Below are 23,687 nucleotides of genomic sequence, written 5' to 3' on the forward strand. Positions count from 1 at the left end.
GCCCATTGACCGAAACCAAGCTCGCGCCCGGCGACGCCGCGCCCGAGTTCACGCTACCCACCGCCGACGGCGAGGCCGTCTCGCTTGACGCCTACCGCGGCAAGCGGGTGATCCTCTATTTCTACCCTGCCGCGATGACGCCCGGCTGCACCAAGCAGGCCTGCGACTTCCGCGACAACCTCGGCCAGTTGACGGCCGAAGGTTTCGTCGTTCTCGGCGTGTCTAAGGACAAACCGGAAAAACTTGCCAAATTCGCCGAACGTGACGCCCTGACCTTCCCCTTGTTGTCCGACCCCGACCTGACCGTGCATCAGGCCTACGGCGCGTACGGCCCGAAGAAGCTGTACGGCAAGGAGGTCGTGGGGGTCATCCGCTCGACGTTCGTCATCGACGCGGACGGAAAGGTGGAGCAGGCGCTCTACAACGTGAAGGCCACGGGCCACGTGGCCGGGCTCAAGAAGAAGCTCGGCCTGAGCTGACCACCCCGGCGGGCCCTCCCGCAGGGCCCGCGCCCGCCTTCACATACGCTCCTCTTCCTCATTGAGAGCGCTAAACTGTGTCAGGCCCGCATTAGCGGGGGCTGCGCGGGCGTGGCGAAATGGCATACGCGGCAGGTTTAGGTCCTGTTGGTGGTGACACCGTGGGGGTTCGAGTCCCCCCGCCCGCACACCTGTGCACCGGACCGGCCATTTCCCCGAAAACAGTGGCCGATATGCGAATGATTTGCGGGCCTGGCGAAAAGAATGGCTAGCCGCTGCTGGTCGGGAACGGGACCGGCGCCGGTGGGGCGACGGACTGCGGGGCCTTCGGCACCACCCAGCCGCAAAAGACGCGGTCCTTCCCGTTCTCCTCGCAGGCGGAGCCGTCGAGGCGCTCGGGCAGCTGGAAGCGCCTGGGCATCCGGTCCGGCTCCTGCCAGTACATCCCGTGCACCTCGTCCCGGTGCGCGAATCCGCTGACCACCGCCACGGCGGTGCCGCCCAGCAGGGCGCCGATCACGAGGCCGATGAGTCCGGCGCCGAGGACCTGGGCCTGCTTCTGGCGGAAGAACTCCCGGTAGGAGTCGGGATGCCGCGGCTGCGCGAGAGGCATGGTGAATCCGGGGCCCGGAGGGGCCTCGCCGTACTTCAGCCGGCTCCGCGCCCCGGAATCGTGAAGATCGTCGTCAGGGGTCGGGTCGCGCGGTGCTTCCTCTTCACCGCGCGACCCGGCGTCGCGATCATGATCCGCCATCACGATCTCCCTTTACTCGCCCACTAGAGGGGCGCTCCCAGAGACAAGAATGCCCAAGTCACCGTAAGCCCGGCGTAAGACCCCGGCCTGTTCCCCGCCACGTAAGACCTGGGTCGTAGACGCACTTCCACCTACAGGCGGAACAACGGTCAGACAGCGGTACATATCGTGATGGTGTGTTCGGCAAGGTGCGGGCGTGGTCGAGACGCCACGAGAAACTGGCGGGCGTCCTCCGGGTCGCCCCGCTCGCCACGCTGTGCGCGATCCTGGCGATCCCGTACGCGACCGTCTCCCCGACCGCGACCGTCGGCCCGTACCTCGGCGTGGCCGGATATCTGGCCCTCTCGGCGGTGCTGCTGCTGCCGCTGCTCTGGCGCGACCGCCCGGTCGCCTCGTTCGCCGCGATCGCGCTGATCAGCTTCGGGCAGTGGCTGGCGGGCGTCAACCCGCTGCCCGCCAACCTCGCCGTGCTGGTCGCGCTCTGGGCGGTGGCGTACCAGTGCTCGTTCCGCTGGAGCCTGGCCGCGGGCCTGGTGACGGAGCTGGGGGTGTTCCTGGCCCTGGCCAGGTGGGACACGCCCACCTTGGGGATGTTCCTCAGCGCCTCGATCTTCACCGTGACGGTCTGGCTGACCGGCCTGTACGCCAGCACGCGCAGGCGATACCTGGAAGGGCTCGAAGAGCGCGCGGAACGGGCGGAACGCGAGCGCGACCAGCAGGCCAGGATGGCCGCCGCGGCCGAGCGTGCCAGGATCGCCAGGGAGCTGCACGACGTCGTGGCCCACAACGTCAGCGTGATGGTGGTGCAGGCCGACGGCGCGGGCTACGCCCTCGACAGCGATCCCGAGCAGGCCCGCGAGGCCGTCCGGGCCATCTCCAAGACCGGCCGCGCCGCGCTCGCCGAGATGCGCAGGCTGGTCGGCGTCCTGCGCGAGGGCGAGCAGGACGGCACCGACTACACCCCGCAGCCGGGGCTCGGCCAGCTGGAGGACCTGGTACGCGGCTCGGCCGTGCCCGCGCGGCTCCAGGTCGGCGGCGTGCCCGTCGAGCTGCCCGAGGGCCAGCAGCTCGCGGTCTACCGCATCGTCCAGGAGGCCCTCACGAACGCGCTCAAGCACGGCGGCCCGGGCGCCCAGGCGCTCGTGGAGATCGACTACAGCGGCCCTGAGCTCGTCGTACGCGTGACCGACGACGGCAGGGGCGCGGCGGCTCCCAGGAGCGCCGACGGTCACGGCCTGATCGGCATGCGCGAGCGGGTCGGCATGTACGGCGGCGCCATGTCGGCGGAGCCCCTGCGGGGCGGCGGGTTCGAGGTGCTGGCCAGGTTGCCCATGGTCAAGGCGGCATAGAGGAGGTGGCCGGGTGATTCGCGTGATGCTGGTCGACGATCAGGAGTTGCTGCGCGCCGGATTCAGGATGGTGCTCGCGGCCCAGCCGGACATCGAGGTGGTGGCCGAGGCCGGCGACGGCGCCGCGGCGCTGGAGCGGCTGGAGACCACCGAGGTGGACGTCGTGCTCATGGACGTGCGCATGCCGGTCATGGACGGCGTCGAGGCCACCAGCCGCATCCAGGGGCCGAAGGTGCTGATCCTGACCACGTTCGACCTCGACGAGTACGCGTTCGCCGCGGTCAAGGCGGGCGCGGCCGGGTTCCTGCTGAAGGACGTGCCGCCGGCCGACCTGGTCGACGCGATCAAGATCGTGCACGCGGGCGACTCGGTGGTGTCGCCGAGCACGTTACGGCGGATGCTGGACAGGTTCGCCGCGCAGCTCCCGACGGACGACCCGGTGGCGACGGCCGACCTGACACCGCGCGAGCGGGAGGTGCTGCTCATGGTGGCCCGCGGCCTATCCAACATGGAGATCGCCGGCCGCCTGCAGGTGGCGGAGGCGACGGTGAAGACGCACCTGGGGCGGGTGCTGGCCAAGCTGGGGCTGCGGGATCGGGCCCAGGTCGTGGTGTACGCGTACGAGGCCGGGCTGATCGTGCCGTCGCATCGACCCGGAAGTCATCGGCCGGAAGTCATCGACCGAAAGTCTGACCGGAGTCATCTGTAGTCCTACACGAAGTCCATCCGCAGGTCCCACGAATCCTGAACTTTCCACTCCTAGCGTGGTTCGCGTTGAAAAACCGCGACAAGGAGTGAAAGTGACGCTCACCGATACCCGGCGCCAGGCCCCACCCGCGGTGGTGGCCAGAGATCTGACCAAGGTGTACGGCGAAGGCGACGCCCAGGTGCACGCCCTCCGCGCGGTGAACGTGTCCTTCGCCACCGGGGCCTTCACCGCGATCATGGGCCCGTCGGGCTCCGGCAAGTCCACGCTGATGCACTGCCTGGCCGGGCTCGACGCCGCCACCTCGGGCACCGTGCACATCGGCGACGTGGAGCTGACCGGGCTGACCGACCGGCAGCTCACGCTGCTGCGCCGCGAGCGGATCGGGTTCGTCTTCCAGGCCTTCAACCTGCTGCCCACGCTCACCGCCGAGCAGAACATCCGCCTGCCGCTGGACATCGCCGCCCGCCAGGCGGACCAGCTGCTGTTCGACCGGGTGATCGAGACCGTCGGGCTGAAGGACCGGCTCGGGCACCGGCCGAGCGAGCTGTCCGGCGGCCAGCAGCAGCGCGTGGCCGTGGCCAGGGCACTGATCAGCAAGCCGCAGGTGATCTTCGCCGACGAGCCCACCGGGAACCTGGACTCCCGCAGCGGGGCAGAGGTCCTGTCCTTCCTGCGCACCTCCGTACGCGAGCTGGGCCAGACCATCGTCATGGTCACGCACGACCCAGTGGCCGCCTCGTACGCCGACCGCGTGGTGTTCCTGCGCGACGGCGAGCTGGTCACCGAGATCGGCGCGCCGACGCCGCAGTCCGTGCTGGACACGCTCGTACAGCTGGAAAGGGCGTGACGGGGTGCTGAAGACGGCACTGGCCGGGCTGCGCGCGCACAAGCTCAGGCTGCTGCTCACCTCGCTGGCGATCACGCTGGGCGTGGGGTTCATCGCGGGCACGTTCGTGCTGAACGACACCGTGCAGGCCGGGTTCGCGCAGCGCGTCACGGCCGACGCGGGCAAGGTGGACGTGGCCGTGCTGCCCAAGGGCCCCGACGCGGTGCTGCCGGAGCGCGTCCTGGAACAGGTGCGCGCGCTGGACGGCGTCACCGAGGCGCAGGGCCTGATCCGCGCCGCCGCGCCCGTGCTCGGCAAGGACGGCAAGACCGTCGGGAACGCCCCCACCACGGCCCTGTCCATCGTCCAGGGGCCGCTCGACCGCACCGACATCGTCTCGGGCACCGGCCCCGGCACCGACGACCAGGTCGCCGTGCTCGACAAGAACACCGCCAAGGCCCAGGGCTTCAAGCTCGGCGACACGCTCACGGTGCTCGACGCCAAGCAGCGCAAGCACCGGTTCAGGCTGGTCGGACTGCTCGACCCCGGCGTGGACCAGGAGCTCTCCTACACCGGCGCGGTCGGCTTCACCACCGCCACCGCGCAGCGGATGACGGGCGCGGAGGGCTACCGCGAGATCGACGTGGCGGGCCGGGCCCCCGGGCTGAAGCAGGCCGTCGCGGCGGCCGTGGGCGGCGCGTACGTGGTCAAGACCGGCGGCGAGCTGGCCGACGACCTGGCCAGGGCGGCCGGGGTGGAGACCCGCATGTTCACGCTGGGCCTGCTGATGTTCGGCGTCGTGGCGATGATGGTGGCCGCGCTGGTCATCTACAACACCTTCAACATCCTCGTCGCGCAGCGCAGCAGGGAGATGGCGCTGCTGCGGTGCATCGGGGCCACGCGCGGGCAGGTGTTCGGCTCGATCGTGCTGGAGTCCACGGTGGTGGGGCTGATCGCCTCCGCGCTCGGCCTGGTCATCGGGTACGGCCTGGCCTCGCTCACGCTGACGGTCCTGGCCTCGTTCGACGCCCCGCTGCCCACGGACGCGGCCGTCACCCTCAGCCCCGCCACGATCGGGATCGGCCTGGCCGTCGGCCTGGCGGTCACGATGTGCGCGGCCCTGCTGCCCGCCAGGTCGGCCACCCGGGTCGCGCCGATCGCGGCGCTGCGGAGCCAGGCCGAGGAGCAGACGTTCCGCGCGAGCCTCGTACGCGGTGTCTTCGCCGCGCTCTTCCTGGTGGCGGGGCTCGGCACGACGGCCGTCGGCGTCTTCGCGCTCACGCCCGGCCAGCAGGTCTCGCTCTTCGTCGTCATGGCCGGGGGCGCGCTGACGTTCCTGGCCGTGCTGATCCTGGGCCCGGTGATGGTCAAGCCGCTGAGCACGCTGGTCGGCTGGATCCCCGGCAGACTCTTCGGGGTGCCGGGACGGCTCGCGGTGGACAACTCGGGCCGCAACCCCAAGCGGGCCGCGACCACCACGATCGCGCTGACCATCGGCGTGACGCTCATGACGCTGATCTCGGTGGTCACCGCGTCCACCAGGCTGACGTTGACGGCCAAGCTGGACGACCAGTTCCCGATCGACTACATGCTGGCCGGCCAGCAGCGCGAGGCGGTCATCCCCCGGTCCGTGGCCACGGAGCTGCGCGGCAGGCCGGAGCTGGCCTCCGTGGCGCAGGTGCGCGCCACCAAAGCCGAATTCTCGGACCGGCGGCTCGAGGTCGGCACGTTCAGCGGGGCGATCGACCCGTCCGTGACCGCCGGCTCCATGAAGGGCTTCGGCCCCGGGCAGGCGGCGGTGGCCGACAACGTGGCCACGGAGCGGGGTGTGCGGCTCGGCGACTCGGTCTCGCTGAAGACCAAGGAGGCCGGGGTCGTCTCGCTGAAGGTGGTGGCGCTGCTCGACGGGGCCCAGTCGACGCTGCCGTCGGTCATGGTCGCGGAGGCGGCGTTCGACACGTACTTCGGCGCTCTGCCCGACTCCCGCGTCCTGATCAACATCAAGGACGGCGTGGCGCCCGAGCGGGCCCGCAAGGTGGTGGACGCCGCCGTCGCGGCCTATCCGACCGTGCAGGTGTCCAGCTCGACGGAGGTACGCGGCCAGTTCGACGAGACGCTGGACATGCTACTCATGATCATCACCGGGCTGCTGGGGCTGGCGATCCTGATCTCGCTCCTTGGCATCGCCAACACGCTCTCCCTGTCGGTCCACGAGCGCACCCGGGAGTCGGCGCTGCTGCGCGCCCTGGGCCTGACCCGGCCGCAGCTGCGCCGGATGCTGTCCGTCGAGGCGCTGGTGCTCGGGCTGATCGGAGCGCTGGTGGGGGTGGTGCTCGGCGGGGTCTTCGGCTGGGCCGCGATCAGGGTGATGCTGGACGGGGCCGTCCTGTCGGTGCCCACCGGGCAGATCGCGCTGTTCGTGCTGCTGTCCGGGGCGGCCGGCGTGCTGGCCGCCGTGCTCCCGGCCCGCCGCGCGGCACGCGCCTCGATCGTCGGCTCGCTCGCCGCCGGCTGACCCTGCGGTCCGCCCGGCCGACCCGGTGGGGCGCCCGCGCGGGAGCGCTTGAGCCTCACGTGCGCGGCGCCCCGGCCTCTCGTGCGCGGCCCCGGCCTCTCGTACGCGGCGCCCCGGCCTCTCGTGCGCGGGGCTGCAGCTTCTTCAGCGTGGTGTGCGGCCGGGCCAGAGGTCGGCGACCGACTCGGGGTCGAGGAGCGGGCGGGCCACCACCTCGCCCGTTGCACGGTCGATCACGATGCACCCGCCCCCGATCGTCTCCGGCAGCGTGGCCGGGTCGTCGGGTTCGAGCTCGCGTACCCACGCCACATATCCGTCGCGGAACCCATGCACCCCCACCGACACCGCCTCGTCGGCCGCCAGCACGCCGTTGAAGTACTCCTCGGCCAGCGCCCTGGCCTGGTCGAGGTTCATCGCGGCCATCCCTGCCGGTCGAGAATCACGCAGAACACCCCGGTCACCGTCATATAGGCCGGTTCGACGGACATGTGCCCCCGCTGAGCGTCGATCCAGATCACCTCGCCGTCATAGTTCACCGCGTTCCAGGCGTGGGAGCCGCCTCCGGGCCAGCGCACCACGATGGCGGCAGCGGCCCCGTGCCCGGCGTCGCGCAGCCGCCGCGCGATCATCGGATAGGCGTGCCGCCCCTGCCCCGCGCACTGGAAGCGCTGCCCGACCCACCGCTCGATCCTGGCCAGGCTCCCCTCCTCGCCGGTCAGCAGCGGCCGGCCGATCCGGTCGTACTCCGGGAATCTGGGGGCGGCCGCGACGGGCTCGCCGTGCCAGGTGGACAGCACGGCCAGCGCGCAGTCTGCCGCGTTGGAGGCCCGGAACGGGTCGTCGGCGGGCCCGCCGCCGTTGATCAGCCGCACCCAGGTGCCGCGCGGGTCGGGGAAGCGATCGCCGGGCCGCAGCGCCTCGGCGAGGTCCTGCTCCACCTGCGGGTCCGGCTGTGCGAGCCCACCCGGCATCCCGTACGGCCTGGAGTCGGCGAGCCTGGACGGCCGGCGCGTCCGGTCGAACCAGTCGCCCTCCTCCACGTCGAGGAGGTCACCCGGCATATCGGATATGTCGGGGCGCTCGGACCGCTGATCACCGTCGGGCCAGCGATCGTGCCCGGACCGGCGATCGCGATCGGACCGAGGATCACGATCCCCAGTCCGGTGGTCACGGTCGGAGCGAGGATCACGATCCCCCGTCCGGCGATCGCGATCGGACCAAGGGTCACGGTCCTCCGTCCGGCGATCGCGATCGGACCAAGGGTCACGGTCCTCCGTCCGGCGATCGCGATCGGACCAAGGGTCACGGTCCTCCGTCCGGTGATCGCGGTCGGGCCGAGGGTCGCGGTCGAGCCCCTGCTTGTGCCCGGACCTGCGACCACCGGACCGAGGATCGCGGTCCCCGGTCCGGTGGTCGCGGTCGGACTGAGGATCGCGGTCGGATCGGGGATCGGGACCGGTTCGGGGGTCGGCGGGTGCTCCGGGCTCTAAGGTGGCCGGGCCTCCCGAAGAGCGCGCGGGAGCGGTGCCGGTCTCGGCGGCGCGCTCGTAGTCGAGCCACCGCACCCCCTCCGCCACCACAGGGTTGTACTGTCCGTCTGGAAGGACCCACCGGACGCCCGGCTTGCGCTCGCGGAACACGTCCTACCCCCTGTCCTGCTCGACGACCGATCGTAGAGGGGTCGCCGGGGCAGGGAGGGGAAGTCGGCAAGATTCTCCGCCAGAACCATGGGCCGTACCTGCGGAAACAGGGACAAGCGGGACTCAGGTCACCTTCACCGTGATGGTGTGCCAGCCCGTGGCGCCGTCGGGCGGGGGCGGGGCCTCCTGGTCGGTCTGGGTACGCCCGGCGGCGTCGGTCGCCCGCACCTGGATCGTGTGCTCCCCCGCCGTGGCGTCCCAGTCGATCGACCACTGTCGCCAGGTGTCGGGCCCCGGCACCTCGGCCAGCCTCGCCTGCCGCCACTGCCCCCGATCGACCCTGACCTCCACGGCGTCCACCCCGGTGTGCTGGGCCCAGGCCACACCGGCGATCGTGGCTCGCCCGGCCTTCAGGGAATCGCCCGACTTGGGCACGTCGATCCGCGACTGCGTCTTGATGGGCCCCTTGGCCGCCCAGCCGCGCGGCGTCCAGTACGCCTCGTCCTGGTCGAACCTGGTCACCTTGATGTCCACGACCCACTTGGTGGCCGACACGTACCCGTACAGACCGGGCACCACCTGGCGCACGGGGAAGCCGTGGGCCACAGGGAGGGCCTCGCCGTTCATCGCGATCGCGAACAGCGCGTCGCGGCCGTCCATGACCACGTCGACCGGGGTGCCGCAGGTGAAGCCGTCGGCCGAGGTGGACAGGAGCATGTCGGCGCCGGACCGGAGCCCGGCCCGGCGCAGCACCTCGGCCATGCGGACGCCGAGCCAGCGGGCGTTGCCGACGTACTCGCCGCCGACCTCGTTGGAGACGCAGGTGAGCGTGACGTCGGCCTCGGTGAGCGGCATGCCGAGAAGCTCCTGGTACGTGAGCTCGACCGGCCGGTCGACCATGCCGTGGATGCGCAGCGTCCAGGAGTTGGGATCCACCTGGGGGACTACCAGCGCCGTGTCGACCCTATAGAAGTCCCGGTTATTCGTAATAAATGGAGACAAACCCCTGATGTGGAGGTCTGCTCCTGCCGGGAGGGGTTTGGCGGGGATCGCGGGCCTGGGCAGCGCCACCCTCACCCGCGCGGCGTCCACGGCCCGCCGCCCGCCGAGCGCCTGCCCGAGCATGGCGCCGCCGATCGCGACCACCGCCCCACCGGCGGCGCCGGTCAGCAGCCGCCGCCGGTCGAACGTCCACAGGTCCGCCCCGGCCAGCATGACCGCAGGCCGCTCCACGCCGTCACGGGCCTCACCGCTGCCGTCCCTCCTGGCACCGGCGGACTCGGTGGCGCCGGTGGGCCGGGGAGCGCCGGTGGGCTGGGTGGCGTCAGTGGGCTCGGTGGACTCGGTCGCATTGGCGGACTCGGCGACACCGGCGGACCCGGTCGCGGCGGTGCCGGTGGGCTGGGTGGCGTTGGCGGGTGGGGACGCCGGAAGGGTGAGGGGCTCGCCTGCTGCCCGTCGTACCAGCCATCCCAGCGTCCAGGCGCCGGCCGCCACCCCCACCAAGGTCGGCAGCGCGTCCAGGATCCCGGCCTCCGGCCGGGTCAGCACCGCCACCAGGCCGATCGCCGCGAAAACGGCCAGCCCGGCGAAGCCGTAGGCGAGCCTGCGGACGGCCAGCGTCCCGATGAGAGGCGCGATCACGCCGAGCACCACGATCAGCACGCCCGCGATGAGGACCGTCTTGTCGTTCTCGCCGAACGTCCTGATCGCGAAGTCCTTGACCGGAGCGGGCGTCAGGTCGATCGTCGCGTCGCCCACCGCCACCACGGGCGACGACTTGGCCCCGGCGAACGCGGCCACGAGCTGCGCGATCCCGAGGGCCACGCCCCCGGCCACCAGCCCCATCAGGGCCCGCGCCCAGGCGGGCACCACCGAATTACTCTGCACAGTCCGACGTTACGCCGCCCGGCCCCGAGCGGTTCTTACACGGTGGTTACGAGCTGAGCAGATCGCGCACGACGGGCGCCAGCGCGCGGAAGGCCCGGCCCCGGTGGCTGATCGCGTCCTTCTCCTCCGGCGACAGCTCGGCCGTCGTGCGCTCCTCGCCGTCGGGCACGAAGATCGGGTCGTACCCGAACCCGTTGGACCCCCGGCGGGCGGAGATCAGATGGCCCTGGAGCGCGCCCTCCACCACCCGGGACTCCCCCGAGGGCAGCGCCAGCGCGGCGGCGCAGGCGAAGTGCGCGGTCAGCTTGTCGGCGGGCACGTCGGAGACCTGCGCGAGCAGCAGGTCCAGGTTGGCCTGGTCGTCGCCGTGCCGCCCCGACCAGCGGGCGGAGAAGACGCCCGGCATGCCGCCCAGCACGTCGACGCAGAGCCCCGAGTCGTCGGCCACCGCGGGCAGGCCCGACCCCTGAGCCACGGCGTGCGCCTTGAGCAGCGCGTTTTCCTCGAACGTGACACCGGTCTCGGCGACGTCGCCGATCGAGGGGAACTCCTCGAGCCCGACGATGTCGAACCCGGACAGGATCCGGCGCAGCTCCGCGATCTTGCCCGCGTTGCGGGTGGCCAGCACGATCCTCATGAGCCCAGGGCTTCCTGCTGGATCAGCGTGAGCTCCTCGCAGCCGGCCGTCGCCAGGTCGAGGAGCTGGTTGAGCGCCGCGCGGTCGAAGGGGGCGCCCTCGGCGGTGCCCTGCACCTCGACGAAGCTGCCCTCGCCGGTCATCACGACGTTCATGTCGGTCTCGGCGGCCACGTCCTCGGTGTAGCAGAGGTCGAGCAGCGGCACCGAGCCGACCACCCCGACGGACACGGCCGCGACCGAGCCGATCAGCGGCTCGCCCGGGCACATGCGGCGCTCGCGCATCCAGGCGATCGCGTCGGCGAGCGCGACATAGGCACCGGTGATCGCGGCGGTCCTGGTGCCGCCGTCGGCGTCCAGCACGTCACAGTCGAGCAGAATGGAGTTTTCCCCCAACGCCTTGTAATCGACGCAAGCGCGGAGGGAACGCCCGATCAACCGGGAAATCTCGTGGGTCCGGCCGCCGATTTTGCCGCGGACCGATTCGCGATCGTTACGAGTATTGGTCGCCCGGGGCAGCATGGCATATTCGGCCGTAACCCACCCCTGGCCGCTGCCCCTTCGCCACCGGGGCACGCTGTCCTGGACCGAGGCCGCGCACAGCACCCGCGTGTTGCCGAATTCGACCAGCACCGATCCCTCGGCGTGAGCGAGCCACTGCCTGGTGATGGTTATGGGACGAAGCTGGTCAGGGTTGCGGCCATCCTGTCGGGACATGCAGATCACCCTATCTCCGCGCCACGACACTCTTGACCAAATGTGTCCGCCACATGGATCCTTACGCAATGACAACGGGGGTGTTGCGTAACCCTGACTTCCTGCGGTTCCTCAGTTCGCACGTTGCCAGTGAACTAGGCGCGAATATCTCCCGTGTTGCGCTTCCGCTGGCGGCCGTGCTCGCGCTGAACGCCGGTCCGGTGGAGATCGGGGTCCTGTCAGCACTGCAGACGACGGCCTTCCTGCTGATCGGTCTGCCCGCGGGGGTGTGGGTCGACCGGATGCGCCGGCGGCGCGTGATGCTGGCCTCCGACCTGGTCAGGTTCCTGCTGCTCGCCAGCATCCCGCTGGCCGCGGAGCTGGGGCTGCTGACGATCGGCCTGATGTTCGCCATCGCGCTGCTGGCCGGCGTGGCCCAGGTCTTCAACGACGTGGCGGACCAGACGTACCTGCCGGAGCTGGTCGGCACCGGGCAGCTCACCGACGGCAACTCCAAGCTGGAGATCGTGCGGTCGGGCTCGTTCCTGTCCGGGCCGGCCGTGGGGGGCGCGCTGGTGCAGCTGCTGGGGGCGCCGCGCACGCTGTTCGCCACCGCGCTCGGCGCGCTCGCCTCGGTGATCTTCCTGGGCACGATCAAGGCCCCCGACAAGCCGCCCGCCGTCACCGAGCGCACCCCGCTGCTGCGCGGCATCCGCGAGGGCCTGTCGTTCCTGTGGCGCGACCGGCTGCTGCGCATGTTAGCCACCTCGACGGTGGCCGGAAACCTGTGCACCAGCGCCGTGCTCGGCCTGTCGGTGCTGTTCCTGGCCCAGGTGGTCAAGCTGCCCCCGAGCACCATCGGCCTGCTGCTCATGTCGGGCGGCATCGGCGGCCTGATCGGCGGCTTCACCGGCTCCTGGCTGTCCAGGCGGTACGGCACCGCCAGGATGACCTGGCTGGCGGTCATCCTGGGCTCGCCCTTCGGCCTGTTACTGCCGATGACGCAGGCCGACTGGCGGGTGGTGTGCTTCGCGATCACTTCGATCGCGCTCACTTGGAGCGCGACATTGTTGAACGTGGGCCAGGTCACCTACCGCCAGACCGTGACCCCCGAGCATCTGCTCGGCCGGGTCAACGCGTCGGTGAGGTTCATGACCTGGGGCATCATGCCGCTGGGAGCGCTCTTCGGCGGGCTCTTGGCCCAGCAGATCGGGGTGCGCGAGGCCCTGTGGGTGATCATGGGGGCCCGGCTGCTGACCTTCGTGCCGCTGCTGTTCTCCCCGTTGCCCCGCATGCGCGACTTCACCCAGGCTCAGGCCAGGTCGTAGACCGCGCCGCTGCGGGCCAGCTCGATCGGGCCGTCGAAACCGCCTCCCATCGCCTCCTCGAGCACGGTGGCCTGGTCGTTCCACGGGACGAGGTGGGTGAGCACGAGCCGTCCGACGCCGGCCTCGGCCGCGTGCCGGGCGGCCTGGCGGCCGGTCAGGTGCAGGTCGGCGGGCAGGTCCGGGCCCTCCACGAACGACGCCTCGCACAGCAGCAGGTCGGCGCCCGTGGCCAGCTTCACCAGCTCGCTCGACTCGCCGGTGTCGCCGGAGTAGGCCACGCACCGGCCGCCGCCGGTCACGCGGAAGCCGTACGCCTCGACCGGGTGGTTGACCAGCCCGGCGGTCAGCGTGAACGGCCCGATCTCGAACGAGCCCGGCGCCAGCGGCACGAAGTCGAACGCGGTCTCCAGGCCCGGCTCGTCCGGCATCCCGTACGCGGCCGACAGCCGGGTGGGCGCGTCGGCCGGCGCGTAGACGGGCAGGGTGGGGTACGGCGCGCCGGGCCCGTACGTGCGGACCACGTGGTAGGAGCACAGGTCGAGACAGTGGTCGGCATGCAGGTGCGACAGACAGATCGCGTCCACGTCGTACACGCTGATGTGGCGTTGGAGCGCGCCGAGCGACCCGTTGCCGAGGTCGAGCAGCAGCTTGAACCCGTCCGCCTCGATGAGGTAGCAGGACGCGGGGCTGTCGGGCCCGGGGAAGCTGCCCGAACACCCGACGATGGTCACCTTCATGTGGGCTCCTTCCCGATGCGACGCTCCGCGTCGCTACCCGGCCGCCGAAATCCGGTGTCGTCGCTCGTCAGTCCCGACACCGGCGCGGCCGAGTGGCCGTTAGAGGTAGTACCCCCCACTGGTGCGACTTCGACCACATCGATCTCCGGCCCCAGGAACCGTCGCCCGAGCCGGGCGAAGAGCAGGGAGTCGCCGGTGGCGCGGAAGCGGTGCCGGGGGGTGGCCTCGCCTCCTGCCGCCAGATCGCGGTCGTGCAGGATCCGGTAGACGTCCTTGGCCGTCTCCTCGGCGCTGGAGACCAGCGTGACACCGTCGCCGACGACATAGGAGATGGCGCCGGTGAGCAGCGGGTAGTGGGTGCAGCCGAGGATGAGGGTGTCGCACCCGGCGGCCCTGATGGGCTCCAGGTACTCGCCCAGGACCTCGATGAGCTCGTCGCTCATCGTCTCCCCGCGCTCGACGTACTCCACCAGGCGTGGGGCGGCCACGCCGGTGAGCTGCACGTCGGGCGCCGCGGTGAAGGCGTCGTGGTAGGCCATGGACTCGATGGTGGCCCTGGTGGCGATCACGCCGACCCTGCCCGTACGGGTGGCGCGCACCGCTCGCCTGGTGGCGGGCTGGATCACCTCGACGACCGGCACGTCGTAACGCTCGCGGGCGTCGCGCAGCACCGCGGCGCTGGCGCTGTTGCAGGCGATCACGAGCATCTTCACGCCGTGGTCGACGAGGTGGTCCATCACCTCAAGGGCGTAGGCGCGGACCTCGGCGATGCGTTTCGGCCCGTACGGCTGACGGGCCGTGTCGGCCACGTACGTAATGGACTCATAGGGCAACTGGTCGATGATCGCGCGCGCGACCGTCAGGCCGCCGACCCCGCTGTCGAAGATCCCAATACTCGCGTCCGGCACGCTCTAGAGGGTAGGCGACCTGCACGATCAACTCTGCGTAAGAATGCTCACAGGTACGACACGGCGGCGTGCGGGGGGTGTTGTCTTGGTCACATCCGGGCCGGTCAGCCGCGTCCGACCCGGGCGAGCTGGCGCGACTGGGCCACGAGGCGGCCTGTGGAGTCGCGTACCTCGACCTCCTCGTCGAACCAGCCGTCCGAGACCAGCCGGCCGCTGCCGAGCAGCGTGAGCCAGCCGAGGGCGGGCAGCGCCCGCAGGTGCCAGGTGAGGTCCACGGTCGGCGCCCAGCCCCGCGCGCCCGCCGAGAACACCACCGGCGGCAGCGCGTCCACGGCCAGCGCCAGCACGTACGGGTCCGGGTCCTGCGGCTCGGCCATCCTGAAGTACGCCCGCGACTCCGGCCTGCCGGAGGGCTCGCCCTTCAGCCAGCCGATCGTGGGCGGGTCGAAGAGCAGCTCCATCCGGGCGTTCAGGTTCATGCCCGACTCGGGCTTGGGGTCGGGGAGCTTGGCGCAGTCCTCGATGCTGGGCATCTCGTACGCCGATTCTTCGGCATAAATCGGCTCGACCTCGTGCAACGTGGCCGTCGTGATCAGCCCCTCGATGTGCGCCACGTCGTCCTGCACGAGCGTGGCCCTGGCGAACGCGGCCGTCCTGCCCGCCTTGAGCGGCTCGATCCTGACCTGCGCGGGCCCGGCGACCGGCGCCTTCAGGAACTGCGCCGTCGTGCTCACCGGATGCTCGAACGGCGAGGCGTCCACCGCCGCGCGCAGGATCACGGCCATGAGGTAGCCGCCGTTGAGGGGGCCGCCGATGGCGTATCCGGGGTCGAGGCACACGTCGTACGTGCCCTCGTCGATCCTGATCGCCTGAGTCGCCTCGTCGAACTTGGTCATCCGCGCCCGCCTCAACTCCGGAATTATGTTCTAGCGCCCGCATAGTCTATGGCATCCCCCTATCAGCGCGCCTACCTGCGAAAACATGATTCGGTTGAGAAAGTTCGATCATGGCAAGTGTCACCGAACTCCTCGGTCAGTCCGTTTGGGACTCCGACGGGATATGGGTCGGCCACGTGGTCGACATCCGCGTGATCAAGCACAGGGGCGAGCTCCAGAAGAGCCACACCGTCTACGGGCTGATCGTCTCCAGCCGCCGCGCGCCGCTGCTGCTCGGCCTCACCCGGGAGAACCAGGGCCGCGCGTCCTGGCTCTCCCGCTCGCTGTCCCGTCTGGTCTATGTGGGCTGCACATTCGTGCCGTGGTCGTGCGTGATCGACTACGGAAGCGGCGAGGTCCACATCAATGCGCTCAGAAAGGAACTCAGCAGGGTCTGAATCTCACTTCAGCACATTGCAAGCGCCCGTCTAGCAACATCAGCTAACTTCTCTGTGGTCAAAAGTCCACATTGTGAGTTGAGTGATGTCTGCGAATAATCCCCCCTACGGCCAAGATCCTGACCGGACCACGGCGTACAACTGGAACCAGGGGCAGCAGCCGGAGAACCCCCCGACGATGCCTCAGTCATCGGGACAGCCGTACCCGCCGCAGCAGCCCTACCAGCAGGGGGGCTACGGCCAGCAGGCGTCCTACGGACAGCAGCAGCAGCCGTACAACCCCCAGCAGGGGTACGGGCAGCAGCAGCCGACCTACGACGCCGGCTACGGCCAGCAGGGTTCGTACGGCCAGCAGCAAAACTGGCAGCAGGGCCAGCAGCAGGGCCAGCAGGCCCAGGGCGGCTGGCAACAGCAGCAGCCACAGCAGGGTTGGCAGCAGGAGCAGCAGGGCTGGCAACAGCAGGGCCAGGGCTGGCAGCAGGAACAGCAGCAGCAAGGTTGGCAGAACGACCAGTACGCCCAGAGCGGCTGGCAGCAGCAGGGGCCCGAGGGGTTCGGCCCGGCGCAACCGGCCAAGAAGGGCCGTAAGACCTGGATCATCGCCGCGGCCGCCGCGCTCGCGGTGATCCTGCTCGGCGGCGGCACCGTGTGGGCCATGGGCGCCATCGGCGGCGGCGGTACGCAGCCGAACGAGGTCCTGCCCGCCAACTCGATCGCCTACGCCCGGCTCGACCTGGACCCGGCCGCGAACCAGAAGCTGGCGCTGTTCCAGATCGCCAGGAAGTTCACGGTCACCAAGGACTCCTTCACCGGCGAGGACCCGCGCAAGGCGCTCTTCGACACGATCAACTCCGACTCCGACTCCAAGGTCGACTTCGCCAAGGACGTCGACCCCTGGCTGGGCAGCAGGGTCGGCTTCGCCGCCGTGCCGTCGGGCAAGGAGGAGCCCGACTTCGCGGTGGCCGTCCAGATCAAGGACGAGGCGCAGGCCAAGGCCGGCATCGCCAAGCTGATGAAGGGCGAGAAGTACGGTCTCGCCTTCCGTGACGACTACGCGCTGCTGAGCTCGACCCAGGCGCTGGCCGACAAGTTCGCGAAGTCCGAGGGCAGCCTGGCCGACAACGCCGAGTTCAACGACGACATGGGCGCGGTCGGCGAGCAGGGCGTGCTGTCGTTCTGGGCCGACATGGGCGGGCTCATGGAGGTGGCCAAGAAGGAGGTCCCGGCCGAGCAGGCCGCCCTCGTGGACCAGGTCAAGGACGCCAGGTTCGCCGGCGCGCTGCGCTTCGACAGCGCGTATGTCGAGCTCGCCGGCCTCGTGCGCGGCGCCAAGGGCATGACCCCCGAGGGTGACCTGCCCAAGGCCAACCTGGGCACGCTGCCCGCCACCACGGCGGGCGCGGTGTCGATCTCCGGCCTCGACCAGATGGTCACCAAGCAGTGGGACCAGATCCAGAAGCAGGCCGCGGCGAGCGGCGGCGCCGAGGTCAAGCAGATGCTGGAGCAGGCGCAGAGCCAGCTCGGGATCCAGCTGCCCGGCGACCTGGCCACGATCTTCGGCAAGAACTTCACGCTCGCCGTGGACAGCCAGGGCCTGGGCGGCGACCAGATCAAGGGCGGCGTGCGCATCGTCACCGACCCGGCCAAGGCGCAGGCCATCGTCGACAAGGTCCAGCAGGCGCTGACCTCCCAGGGTCAGGGCGCGCCGCAGATCGCCAAGGTCGCCGGCGACGGCGTCTTCACCGTGGCGACGTCGGACGAGTACGCCAAGCAGCTGGCCGGTGAGGGCACGCTGGGCGACTCGGAGACGTTCCAGACGGCGATCCCCAACGCGGACGACGCCAACTACGCGGTCTTCGTGGACCTGGACAAGGTGGAGAGCCTCTACCTCAAGTCCATGCAGGGCGACGACAAGGCCAACCTCCAGGTGCTGCGGGCCGTCGGGATGAGCGGCACGCAGACCGACACCGAGGCGACGTTCTCGCTGCGGGTCCTGTTCAACTGAGCGACGAACGGAACAGGCGGCCGGCCCCTTGTGGACCGGCCGCCTGTTTCCTGCTGTATCAGGCCCAGAGCTGGCCTTCGAGGCGCTCTTCCGCCTCCTCCAGGGTGCCTTCGTAGGCGCCCGTGGACAGGTATTTCCAGCCGCCGTCGGCCACCACGAACGCGACGTCGGCGCGCTCGCCCGCCTTGACCGCCTTCTTGGCCACGCCCAGCGCCGCGTGCAGCGCCGCGCCGGTCGAGACTCCGGCGAAGATGCCCTCGGAGGCCAGCAGCTCGCGCGTGCGCCGCAGCGCGTCGGCCGAGCCCACGGAGAAGCGGGTGGTCAGCACGGACTCGTCGTAGAGCTCGGGGATGAAGCCCTCGTCCACGTTGCGCAGCCCGTAGACCAGCTCGCCGTAGCGCGGCTCGGCGGCGACGATCTGCACGCCGGGCACCCGCTCGCGCAGGAACCGCCCGACGCCCATCAGCGTGCCCGTCGTGCCGAGCCCGGCCACGAAGTGGGTGATGGTGGGCAGGTCCTCGAGGATCTCCGGGCCGGTGGTCTCGTAGTGTGAGCGCCAGTTGGCCGGGTTTCCGTACTGGTAGAGCATCACCCAGGAGGGATTCTGGGCCGCCAGCTCCTTGGCCACGCGCACGGCCTCGTTGGAGCCGCCCGCCGCGGGCGAGGAGATGATCTCCGCGCCCCACATGCGCAGGAGCTGACGGCGCTCCTCCGAGGTGTTCTCGGGCATCACGCAGATCAGCTTGTAGCCCTTGAGCTTGGCCGACATGGCGAGCGAGATGCCCGTGTTACCGCTGGTGGGCTCGAGGATCGTGCAGCCGGGCGTGAGCCGGCCGTCCTTCTCGGCCTCCTGGATCATCCACAGGGCGGGCCTGTCCTTGATCGACCCGGTCGGGTTGCGGTCTTCGAGCTTGGCCCAGATCCGCACGTCGGCGGAGGGCGACAACCTCGGCAGCCCCACGAGGGGCGTGCGGCCGACCGAGTCGATCAGCGAGTCGAACCGCATGTCACCCGCCGGCGACGGCAGGCAGCACGGTCACCGTGTCGCCGTCGGACAGCGGCGTGCCCAGGCCGCCCAGGAAGCGCACGTCCTCGTCGTTCAGGTAGACGTTGACGAAGCGGCGCAGGCTGCCCGCGTCGACCAGGCGCTCCTTGATGCCGGGGTGGCGCGACTCCAGATTGCTGATCAGCTCTTCGAGGGTGGCGCCCTCGGCGTCGACGGCCTTGGCGCCGCCGGTGTAATTACGCAGGATGGTCGGAATGCGAACCTCGATGGCCATCGCGCTCAGTCTCCTCAGATCAGGTCGTCGTCCCATCGGCAGCAACGCCGATGGCTACATGCGGATTCCGCGGGATCTTCCGGTAAGAAACCTGCTCGTCAGGGATGCCGCCTTAGCGGCAGTGGAGCTGCAGGTTTCTCATCCGACAGTCGTAGACGACGACGGCAGGAGTATGCGCGAAGAGGAAACTCTGCACCGGCCTGACCATCATGGGAGAAACCTTACCTCTTCCTCGGTAATCACTCCGTCGAGGATCCGGTACGAGCGGAACTCCACCTTCTCCTCGTCCCGCGTGGAGACCAGGACGTAGTGGGCGTCCGGCTCGGAGGCATAGGAGACGTCGGTGCGCGACGGGTACGCCTCGGTGGCCGTGTGGGAGTGGTAGATCACGACGGGCTCCTCGTCGCGGTCGTCCATCTCACGCCAGACGCGCAGCTGCTCCATGGAGTCGAAGCGGTAGAAGGTGGGCGAGCGTTCGGCGTTCTCCATCGGGACGAACCGCTCGGGGACACCGTTCCTGCCGGCGATCACCCCGCACGCCTCGTCGGGGTGGTCGGCACGGGCATGGGCGACGATCTTGTCCACCAGTTCCTGCGAGATCGACAGCATGCCCGGAAGTTACCAGAGCGCCCGGACCAGGCTGTCCTGGAGGTAGGTCAGCCAGTCGTAGGTGAGGTAGGCCGGGTAGCGGGGGTCGTCCTCGGACATCACGGCGATCTCGTCGTGAACCTCCTCGGTCACGTCGAGCTTGGTGCCGAGCGTCAGGCGCACGTCGTTGAGCGAGCGCAGCCAGGCCTGGGCCTGCTCGGGCGAGAGCTCCGCGCGGCCCGACCTGGCGGTGTCGAAGACGGTCTGCGCGTCGGCCCGCTTGCCGTCGCGCAGGGTGGCCTCGGTGTAGCGGCGGAACTCCGCCGAATCCTTCTCGTCCTCGTACGCCGACGGGAACAGCCTGGCCAGCACCGGGTCGGTCGGCGCCTCTCCCCCGCCGATGCCCAGCGCCCGCTCCAGCGGGTCGTCGCTGGTCCGCCCCGGCTCCACGATGCCCAGCATCATCGACACGAGCGAGCGCAGGAGCGAGACCTCCGCGGCCTCGAACTCCGCGACGACGACGCCGCCCTTGCCCGACGAAAACCCCGATGTCACGCGTGCCGCCTCACTGACCTCATGTGCCTCACTTGACCGAGTCCGGCTGGACCGTCGCCCACAGGCCGTAGGAGTGGAGAATCTGCACATCGCGTTCCATCTCTTCCCGCGTGCCACTGGACACGACGGCCTTGCCCTTGTGGTGTACGTCCAGCATGAGTTTTTCGGCCTTCTCTCTCGTGTAGCCGAAGACCGATTGGAAGACATAGGTCACGTAGGACATGAGGTTGACCGGGTCGTTCCAGACGATGGTCACCCATGGCAGATCGGGCCGGACGTCCGATGACGGACGCTCAACGGCGATTGGAGCGGTGCTACCCACATCCCCGAGTCTGCCCTATCTGGGCCGTAGTCTTCGAGTCGTGACAATGACCATGAGCACTGCGTTGCTCACAGATCACTATGAGCTGACGATGCTGCAGGCGGCGCTCCGGAGCGGGGCGGCGCACAGGCGCGCCGTTTTCGAGGTGTTCGCCAGACATCTGCCGGGTGGCAGGCGCTACGGGGTTGTCGCCGGGACCGGACGTGTCCTGGACGAGCTAGAACGCTTCCGTTTCAGTGAGGAAGAACTCACCTATTTGCGGAAGAGGCAGGTCGTCGACGACGACACTCTGGCGTTTCTCGCCGATTACCGGTTTTCCGGGAACGTCTACGGCTACCGCGAGGGCGACCTCTACTTCCCCGCCTCCCCGATCATGATCGTGGAGGGCACCTTCGCGGAGGCCGTGCTGCTCGAGACCCTCACCTTGTCGATCCTGAACCACGACTGCGCCATCGCCTCAGCGGCCTCCCGCATGACCAACGCCGCGGGCAAGCGGCCGATCATCGAGATGGGCTCGCGCCGCACCCACGAGAGCGCCGCCGTGGCCGCCGCCCGGGCCGCGTACATCGCCGGTTTCGCCTCCACCTCCAACCTCATGGCCGGGTACGCCTACGGCGTGCCCACGGCCGGCACGGCGGCGCACGCGTTCACGTTGCTGCACGACTCGGAGAAGGACGCGTTCGAGGCCCAGATCGCCTCGCTCGGCCGCAAGACGACGCTGCTGGTGGACACGTACGACGTGGCCGAGGCGGTGCGCACGGCCGTGGAGCTGGCGGGGCCGGAGCTGGGCGCGGTCCGCATCGACTCCGGCGACCTGGCCGCCGCCGCGCAGGAGGTGCGCGAGCAGCTCGACGCGCTCGGGGCCTTCGAGACCCGCATCCTGGTCACCTCCGACCTGGACGAGTACGCCATCGCCGCGCTCGCCGCCGCCCCCGTCGACGGTTACGGCGTCGGCACGTCCCTGGTGACCGGGTCCGGCGTGCCCACGGCGGCCCTGGTGTACAAGCTGGTGGCGAGGGAGACGGCCACGGGCAAGCTGGAGGCCGTGGCCAAGCGCTCGGTGGGCAAGCCGTCGCGCGGGGGCCGCAAGCAGGCGTACCGGCTCCTGGACGACGTGGGCAACGTGGAGACCGAGCTGATCACCACCGGCGGCCTGGCCCCGGAAGGCGGCATCCCCTTGCTGCACGAGCTGGTGCGCGACGGGCAGGTCGTGGGCAGGGAGCCGCTGCCCGCCGCCCGCGAGCGCCACGCCGCCGCCGTCGCCACCCTCCCCCAGGAGGCCCTGCACCTCGGCAGGGGGTACGCGGCCATCCCCACAGAGTTCGCCTGACCCTCCCCGCGGCAGCGGGGCGCCGGGTCGAACAGCGGGCCCTGTTATTAGAGTGCTGAATATGGGGACCGCATTGATCATCGTCGATGTGCAGAACGACTTCTGCGAAGGCGGCAGCCTGCCCGTGGCCGGCGGCTCGGAGGTGGCGGCGGCGATCACTCGCCACATGGCCGAACACGGCTATGACCACGTGGTGGCGACCCGCGACTACCACATCTCGCCCGGCGACCACTTCGCCGAATCGCCCGACTACGTCTCCAGGTGGCCGGCGCACTGCGTGGCCGGGACCCCGGGAGCCGACTTCCACCCGTCGTTCGACGTGGCGGCGGTGGAGGAGGTGTTCAGCAAGGGCGCCTACGCCGCCGCGTACAGCGGTTTCGAGGGCCTTTCGAGCGACGGGGTCCCGCTGGCCGAGTGGCTCGGGCAGCGCGGGGTGCACGAGGTGGACGTGGTCGGGATCGCCACGGACCACTGCGTGCGCGCGACGGCGCTCGACGCGGTCAAGCACGGGCTGGCGGTGCGGGTGCTGCTGGACCTGACGGCCGGCGTGGCCCCGACGACCACGGAGGTGGCGCTGGCGGAGCTGAAGGACGCAGGCGCCACCCTCCGGGGGGCGCCCGTTCTGGGGTGACCGTTCAGGGGTGACCGGGATCACCATTGATCACGAGGCGTATGCGGTAGGCAACGCTGCGTTCATGTGATATTCAAGAGGACGAACCCCCTCCGGAGCCGTAGTAATACGGAGAGTCACAAACTCCTTTTCGCGGGAGGTAGATTCATGCTGGCCATCTCCCTGGGTGCGGCCTGGCTCGTCCTCGGTCCTCTCTGCCTGTGGCTGCTCGTCCGGGGGAGCGCCGGCGAGCGGGTGGCCGCGGTCGTCACGCTGGCGCTGCTGGAAGGCGGGACGATCGCGATGGGCGCCGAAGAGCGGCCCGCCCCCGCCCCTCCGGCGATCGTGGCCAACCTCGTGGCCTCCTGCCAGGAGCGCGTCCCGGTCCCCCATTCGGCGAAGGTGGCCCACGAGATCGTGCTGACCTGGGCGGCGGCGCCGCAGGAGTGCGGGGCGGCCGAGGTCGTGGTCCGGGCCGAGGGGCGCAGACTGCGTCTATGGCTGTACGAGGGGCCCAACGTCGGCAGCCACCCGGCCGCGCTCACGGGCCACCACCAGCGCGTGTTCACGCTGCCGGTGCGCGTCGAGAGCGGCCGGGCCGCGCTGAAGCTGCCCCTGCGGGAGAAACCGGATTACGTCCTGACCGATGGCCGCACCGGGCGGCGCATCCCCCAGACGTAGTCAGGGCTTGGCCACCGCGAGCCGCAGCGCGTCGTCGAGCCGGGCGAAGACCTCGAACGCGTGCCGCAGCCCGGTGATCGACAGCACCCTGGCCATGACCCCCTGAACCCCACCGAGCAGCAGCCGGGTCCCTCTGGACTCGCACCGCTGCATGACGCCGACGAGCTCGTTCATCCCCATGGAGTCGCAGAACGAGAGCTCGCCCAGGTCCAGGATCAGGAAGGGCTTGGGAGGAAGGGCCCAGACGGGTTCGAGGTGCTCACGCAGCACCTGCAGGACGTTGACGTCGAGCTCGCCCTCGAGCTTGAGGATGACGGCGTTTCGCGAGAGGCCGGAAGTCACGGTCAGCATCGGCTTTCTGGTGACCTCAGACGACATGGGCAAAGTCCTTCTGCGTATCCCGAGACAAGCCAAGAGTGGTTGTTGCCTCTTCCGTCGAGTTTCTAACAGATGAGCGCCGCTCTGTGGCCAAACGCACAGAGTCACCCATCGTCACACGCGACCGGCACGCGCGCA

General features: G+C 70.1%; 26 protein-coding genes and 1 tRNA gene. 12 read left to right on the forward strand and 15 right to left on the reverse strand.

Annotated elements, in window-relative coordinates; genetic code table 11:
• Positions 1-5: 5 nt before the first annotated feature.
• A complete protein-coding gene (gene bcp / locus ABZX61_RS52470) occupies positions 6-479 on the forward strand; it encodes a thioredoxin-dependent thiol peroxidase (RefSeq protein ID WP_355207238.1) in 474 nt (157 codons plus the stop codon).
• Positions 480-584: 105 nt separating this feature from the next.
• Positions 585-667: transfer RNA gene (locus ABZX61_RS52475), tRNA-Leu, on the forward strand.
• 80 nt (positions 668-747) lie between these two features.
• Here the strand turns inward: ABZX61_RS52475 and ABZX61_RS52480 are convergent.
• The gene (locus ABZX61_RS52480) at positions 748-1,233 is read right to left on the reverse strand and encodes a hypothetical protein (protein WP_355207240.1); all 486 of its coding nucleotides are present in this window, start codon (positions 1,231-1,233) and stop codon (positions 748-750) included.
• 176 nt (positions 1,234-1,409) lie between these two features.
• Here ABZX61_RS52480 and ABZX61_RS52485 point away from each other — a divergent pair, with 176 nt between their 5' ends.
• The 4 genes from ABZX61_RS52485 (at position 1,410) to ABZX61_RS52500 (ending at position 6,632) form a co-directional block, all read left to right on the forward strand.
• Complete coding sequence (locus ABZX61_RS52485; RefSeq protein WP_355207243.1) at positions 1,410-2,582, forward strand: histidine kinase; 1,173 nt, start codon at positions 1,410-1,412, stop codon at positions 2,580-2,582.
• A gap of 13 nt (positions 2,583-2,595) precedes the next feature.
• Positions 2,596-3,291, forward strand: coding sequence for a response regulator transcription factor (locus tag ABZX61_RS52490; protein ID WP_355207246.1), 696 nt, complete (start codon positions 2,596-2,598; stop codon positions 3,289-3,291).
• 91 nt (positions 3,292-3,382) lie between these two features.
• Positions 3,383-4,138 carry an ABC transporter ATP-binding protein gene (locus ABZX61_RS52495; RefSeq protein ID WP_355207249.1) on the forward strand — a complete coding sequence of 252 codons (756 nt, stop codon included), beginning with the start codon at positions 3,383-3,385 and terminating at the stop codon, positions 4,136-4,138.
• A gap of 4 nt (positions 4,139-4,142) precedes the next feature.
• Positions 4,143-6,632, forward strand: coding sequence for an FtsX-like permease family protein (locus ABZX61_RS52500; protein WP_355207251.1), 2,490 nt, complete (start codon positions 4,143-4,145; stop codon positions 6,630-6,632).
• 144 nt (positions 6,633-6,776) lie between these two features.
• On the opposite strand, the gene ABZX61_RS52505 is transcribed toward ABZX61_RS52500, so the two are convergent.
• From ABZX61_RS52505 to rph, 5 genes are all read right to left on the reverse strand, one after another.
• Positions 6,777-7,046, reverse strand: a complete 270-nt coding sequence (locus ABZX61_RS52505) for a hypothetical protein (RefSeq protein WP_355207253.1) — start codon at positions 7,044-7,046, stop codon at positions 6,777-6,779.
• Positions 7,043-7,693 carry a toxin glutamine deamidase domain-containing protein gene (locus ABZX61_RS52510; RefSeq protein ID WP_355207256.1) on the reverse strand — a complete coding sequence of 217 codons (651 nt, stop codon included), beginning with the start codon at positions 7,691-7,693 and terminating at the stop codon, positions 7,043-7,045. Before ABZX61_RS52510 ends, ABZX61_RS52505 begins: the two co-directional genes overlap by 4 nt.
• Positions 7,694-8,395: 702 nt before the next feature.
• Positions 8,396-10,162, reverse strand: coding sequence for a molybdopterin-dependent oxidoreductase (locus ABZX61_RS52515; RefSeq protein ID WP_355207259.1), 1,767 nt, complete (start codon positions 10,160-10,162; stop codon positions 8,396-8,398).
• 46 nt (positions 10,163-10,208) lie between these two features.
• Positions 10,209-10,799, reverse strand: a complete 591-nt coding sequence (rdgB, locus tag ABZX61_RS52520) for an RdgB/HAM1 family non-canonical purine NTP pyrophosphatase (protein WP_350730123.1) — start codon at positions 10,797-10,799, stop codon at positions 10,209-10,211.
• Positions 10,796-11,515, reverse strand: coding sequence for a ribonuclease PH (gene rph / locus ABZX61_RS52525; protein WP_350730356.1), 720 nt, complete (start codon positions 11,513-11,515; stop codon positions 10,796-10,798). Before rph ends, rdgB begins: the two co-directional genes overlap by 4 nt.
• A gap of 68 nt (positions 11,516-11,583) precedes the next feature.
• On the opposite strand from rph, the gene ABZX61_RS52530 reads away from it, so the two are divergent.
• Positions 11,584-12,822, forward strand: a complete 1,239-nt coding sequence (locus tag ABZX61_RS52530) for an MFS transporter (RefSeq protein WP_355207264.1) — start codon at positions 11,584-11,586, stop codon at positions 12,820-12,822.
• On the opposite strand, the gene ABZX61_RS52535 is transcribed toward ABZX61_RS52530, so the two are convergent.
• From ABZX61_RS52535 to ABZX61_RS52545, 3 genes are all read right to left on the reverse strand, one after another.
• A complete protein-coding gene (locus tag ABZX61_RS52535; RefSeq protein WP_350730119.1) occupies positions 12,807-13,559 on the reverse strand; it encodes an MBL fold metallo-hydrolase in 753 nt (250 codons plus the stop codon). The genes ABZX61_RS52530 and ABZX61_RS52535 overlap by 16 nt on opposite strands.
• Complete coding sequence (gene murI, locus ABZX61_RS52540) at positions 13,556-14,467, reverse strand: glutamate racemase (protein WP_350730117.1); 912 nt, start codon at positions 14,465-14,467, stop codon at positions 13,556-13,558. The genes ABZX61_RS52535 and murI overlap by 4 nt, the downstream gene beginning before the upstream one ends.
• A gap of 104 nt (positions 14,468-14,571) precedes the next feature.
• Entirely contained in the window at positions 14,572-15,363 is a 792-nt protein-coding gene (locus tag ABZX61_RS52545) for a thioesterase family protein (protein WP_355207267.1), read from the reverse strand.
• Between the two features lie 110 nt (positions 15,364-15,473).
• Here ABZX61_RS52545 and ABZX61_RS52550 point away from each other — a divergent pair, with 110 nt between their 5' ends.
• Positions 15,474-15,800 carry a hypothetical protein gene (locus tag ABZX61_RS52550; protein ID WP_350730114.1) on the forward strand — a complete coding sequence of 109 codons (327 nt, stop codon included), beginning with the start codon at positions 15,474-15,476 and terminating at the stop codon, positions 15,798-15,800.
• A gap of 178 nt (positions 15,801-15,978) precedes the next feature.
• Complete coding sequence (locus ABZX61_RS52555) at positions 15,979-17,805, forward strand: hypothetical protein (protein ID WP_350730112.1); 1,827 nt, start codon at positions 15,979-15,981, stop codon at positions 17,803-17,805.
• Between the two features lie 58 nt (positions 17,806-17,863).
• On the opposite strand, the gene ABZX61_RS52560 is transcribed toward ABZX61_RS52555, so the two are convergent.
• The 5 genes from ABZX61_RS52560 to clpS all read right to left on the reverse strand — a co-directional run bounded on the left by ABZX61_RS52560 (position 17,864) and on the right by clpS (position 20,550).
• The gene (locus tag ABZX61_RS52560; protein ID WP_355207272.1) at positions 17,864-18,811 is read right to left on the reverse strand and encodes a cysteine synthase; all 948 of its coding nucleotides are present in this window, start codon (positions 18,809-18,811) and stop codon (positions 17,864-17,866) included.
• A 1-nt stretch (position 18,812) separates the two neighbouring features.
• Positions 18,813-19,085 (reverse strand): MoaD/ThiS family protein, encoded by a 273-nt coding sequence (locus ABZX61_RS52565; protein ID WP_185071430.1) that lies wholly within the window; start codon positions 19,083-19,085, stop codon positions 18,813-18,815.
• Positions 19,086-19,292: 207 nt separating this feature from the next.
• Positions 19,293-19,694, reverse strand: a complete 402-nt coding sequence (locus ABZX61_RS52570; protein ID WP_355207274.1) for a M67 family metallopeptidase — start codon at positions 19,692-19,694, stop codon at positions 19,293-19,295.
• Between the two features lie 9 nt (positions 19,695-19,703).
• Complete coding sequence (locus ABZX61_RS52575; protein ID WP_350730108.1) at positions 19,704-20,228, reverse strand: DUF2017 domain-containing protein; 525 nt, start codon at positions 20,226-20,228, stop codon at positions 19,704-19,706.
• A 28-nt stretch (positions 20,229-20,256) separates the two neighbouring features.
• Positions 20,257-20,550, reverse strand: a complete 294-nt coding sequence (gene clpS / locus ABZX61_RS52580) for an ATP-dependent Clp protease adapter ClpS (RefSeq protein WP_185071427.1) — start codon at positions 20,548-20,550, stop codon at positions 20,257-20,259.
• 40 nt (positions 20,551-20,590) lie between these two features.
• On the opposite strand from clpS, the gene ABZX61_RS52585 reads away from it, so the two are divergent.
• The 3 genes from ABZX61_RS52585 to ABZX61_RS52595 all read left to right on the forward strand — a co-directional run bounded on the left by ABZX61_RS52585 (position 20,591) and on the right by ABZX61_RS52595 (position 23,171).
• Positions 20,591-21,880, forward strand: coding sequence for a nicotinate phosphoribosyltransferase (locus tag ABZX61_RS52585; protein ID WP_350730106.1), 1,290 nt, complete (start codon positions 20,591-20,593; stop codon positions 21,878-21,880).
• Positions 21,881-21,941: 61 nt separating this feature from the next.
• A complete protein-coding gene (locus ABZX61_RS52590; protein WP_350730104.1) occupies positions 21,942-22,511 on the forward strand; it encodes a nicotinamidase in 570 nt (189 codons plus the stop codon).
• A 147-nt stretch (positions 22,512-22,658) separates the two neighbouring features.
• The gene (locus ABZX61_RS52595; protein WP_355207280.1) at positions 22,659-23,171 is read left to right on the forward strand and encodes a hypothetical protein; all 513 of its coding nucleotides are present in this window, start codon (positions 22,659-22,661) and stop codon (positions 23,169-23,171) included.
• Here ABZX61_RS52595 and ABZX61_RS52600 read toward each other — a convergent pair whose 3' ends face one another.
• On the reverse strand, positions 23,172-23,549 hold the full coding sequence (locus tag ABZX61_RS52600; protein WP_350730101.1) for an STAS domain-containing protein: 378 nt from the start codon (positions 23,547-23,549) through the stop codon (positions 23,172-23,174).
• Positions 23,550-23,687 lie beyond the last annotated feature (138 nt).

This window comes from Nonomuraea sp. NPDC003709, assembly GCF_040610775.1.
In the GTDB taxonomy this organism is placed as follows: Bacteria; Actinomycetota; Actinomycetes; order Streptosporangiales; family Streptosporangiaceae; genus Nonomuraea; species Nonomuraea angiospora_A.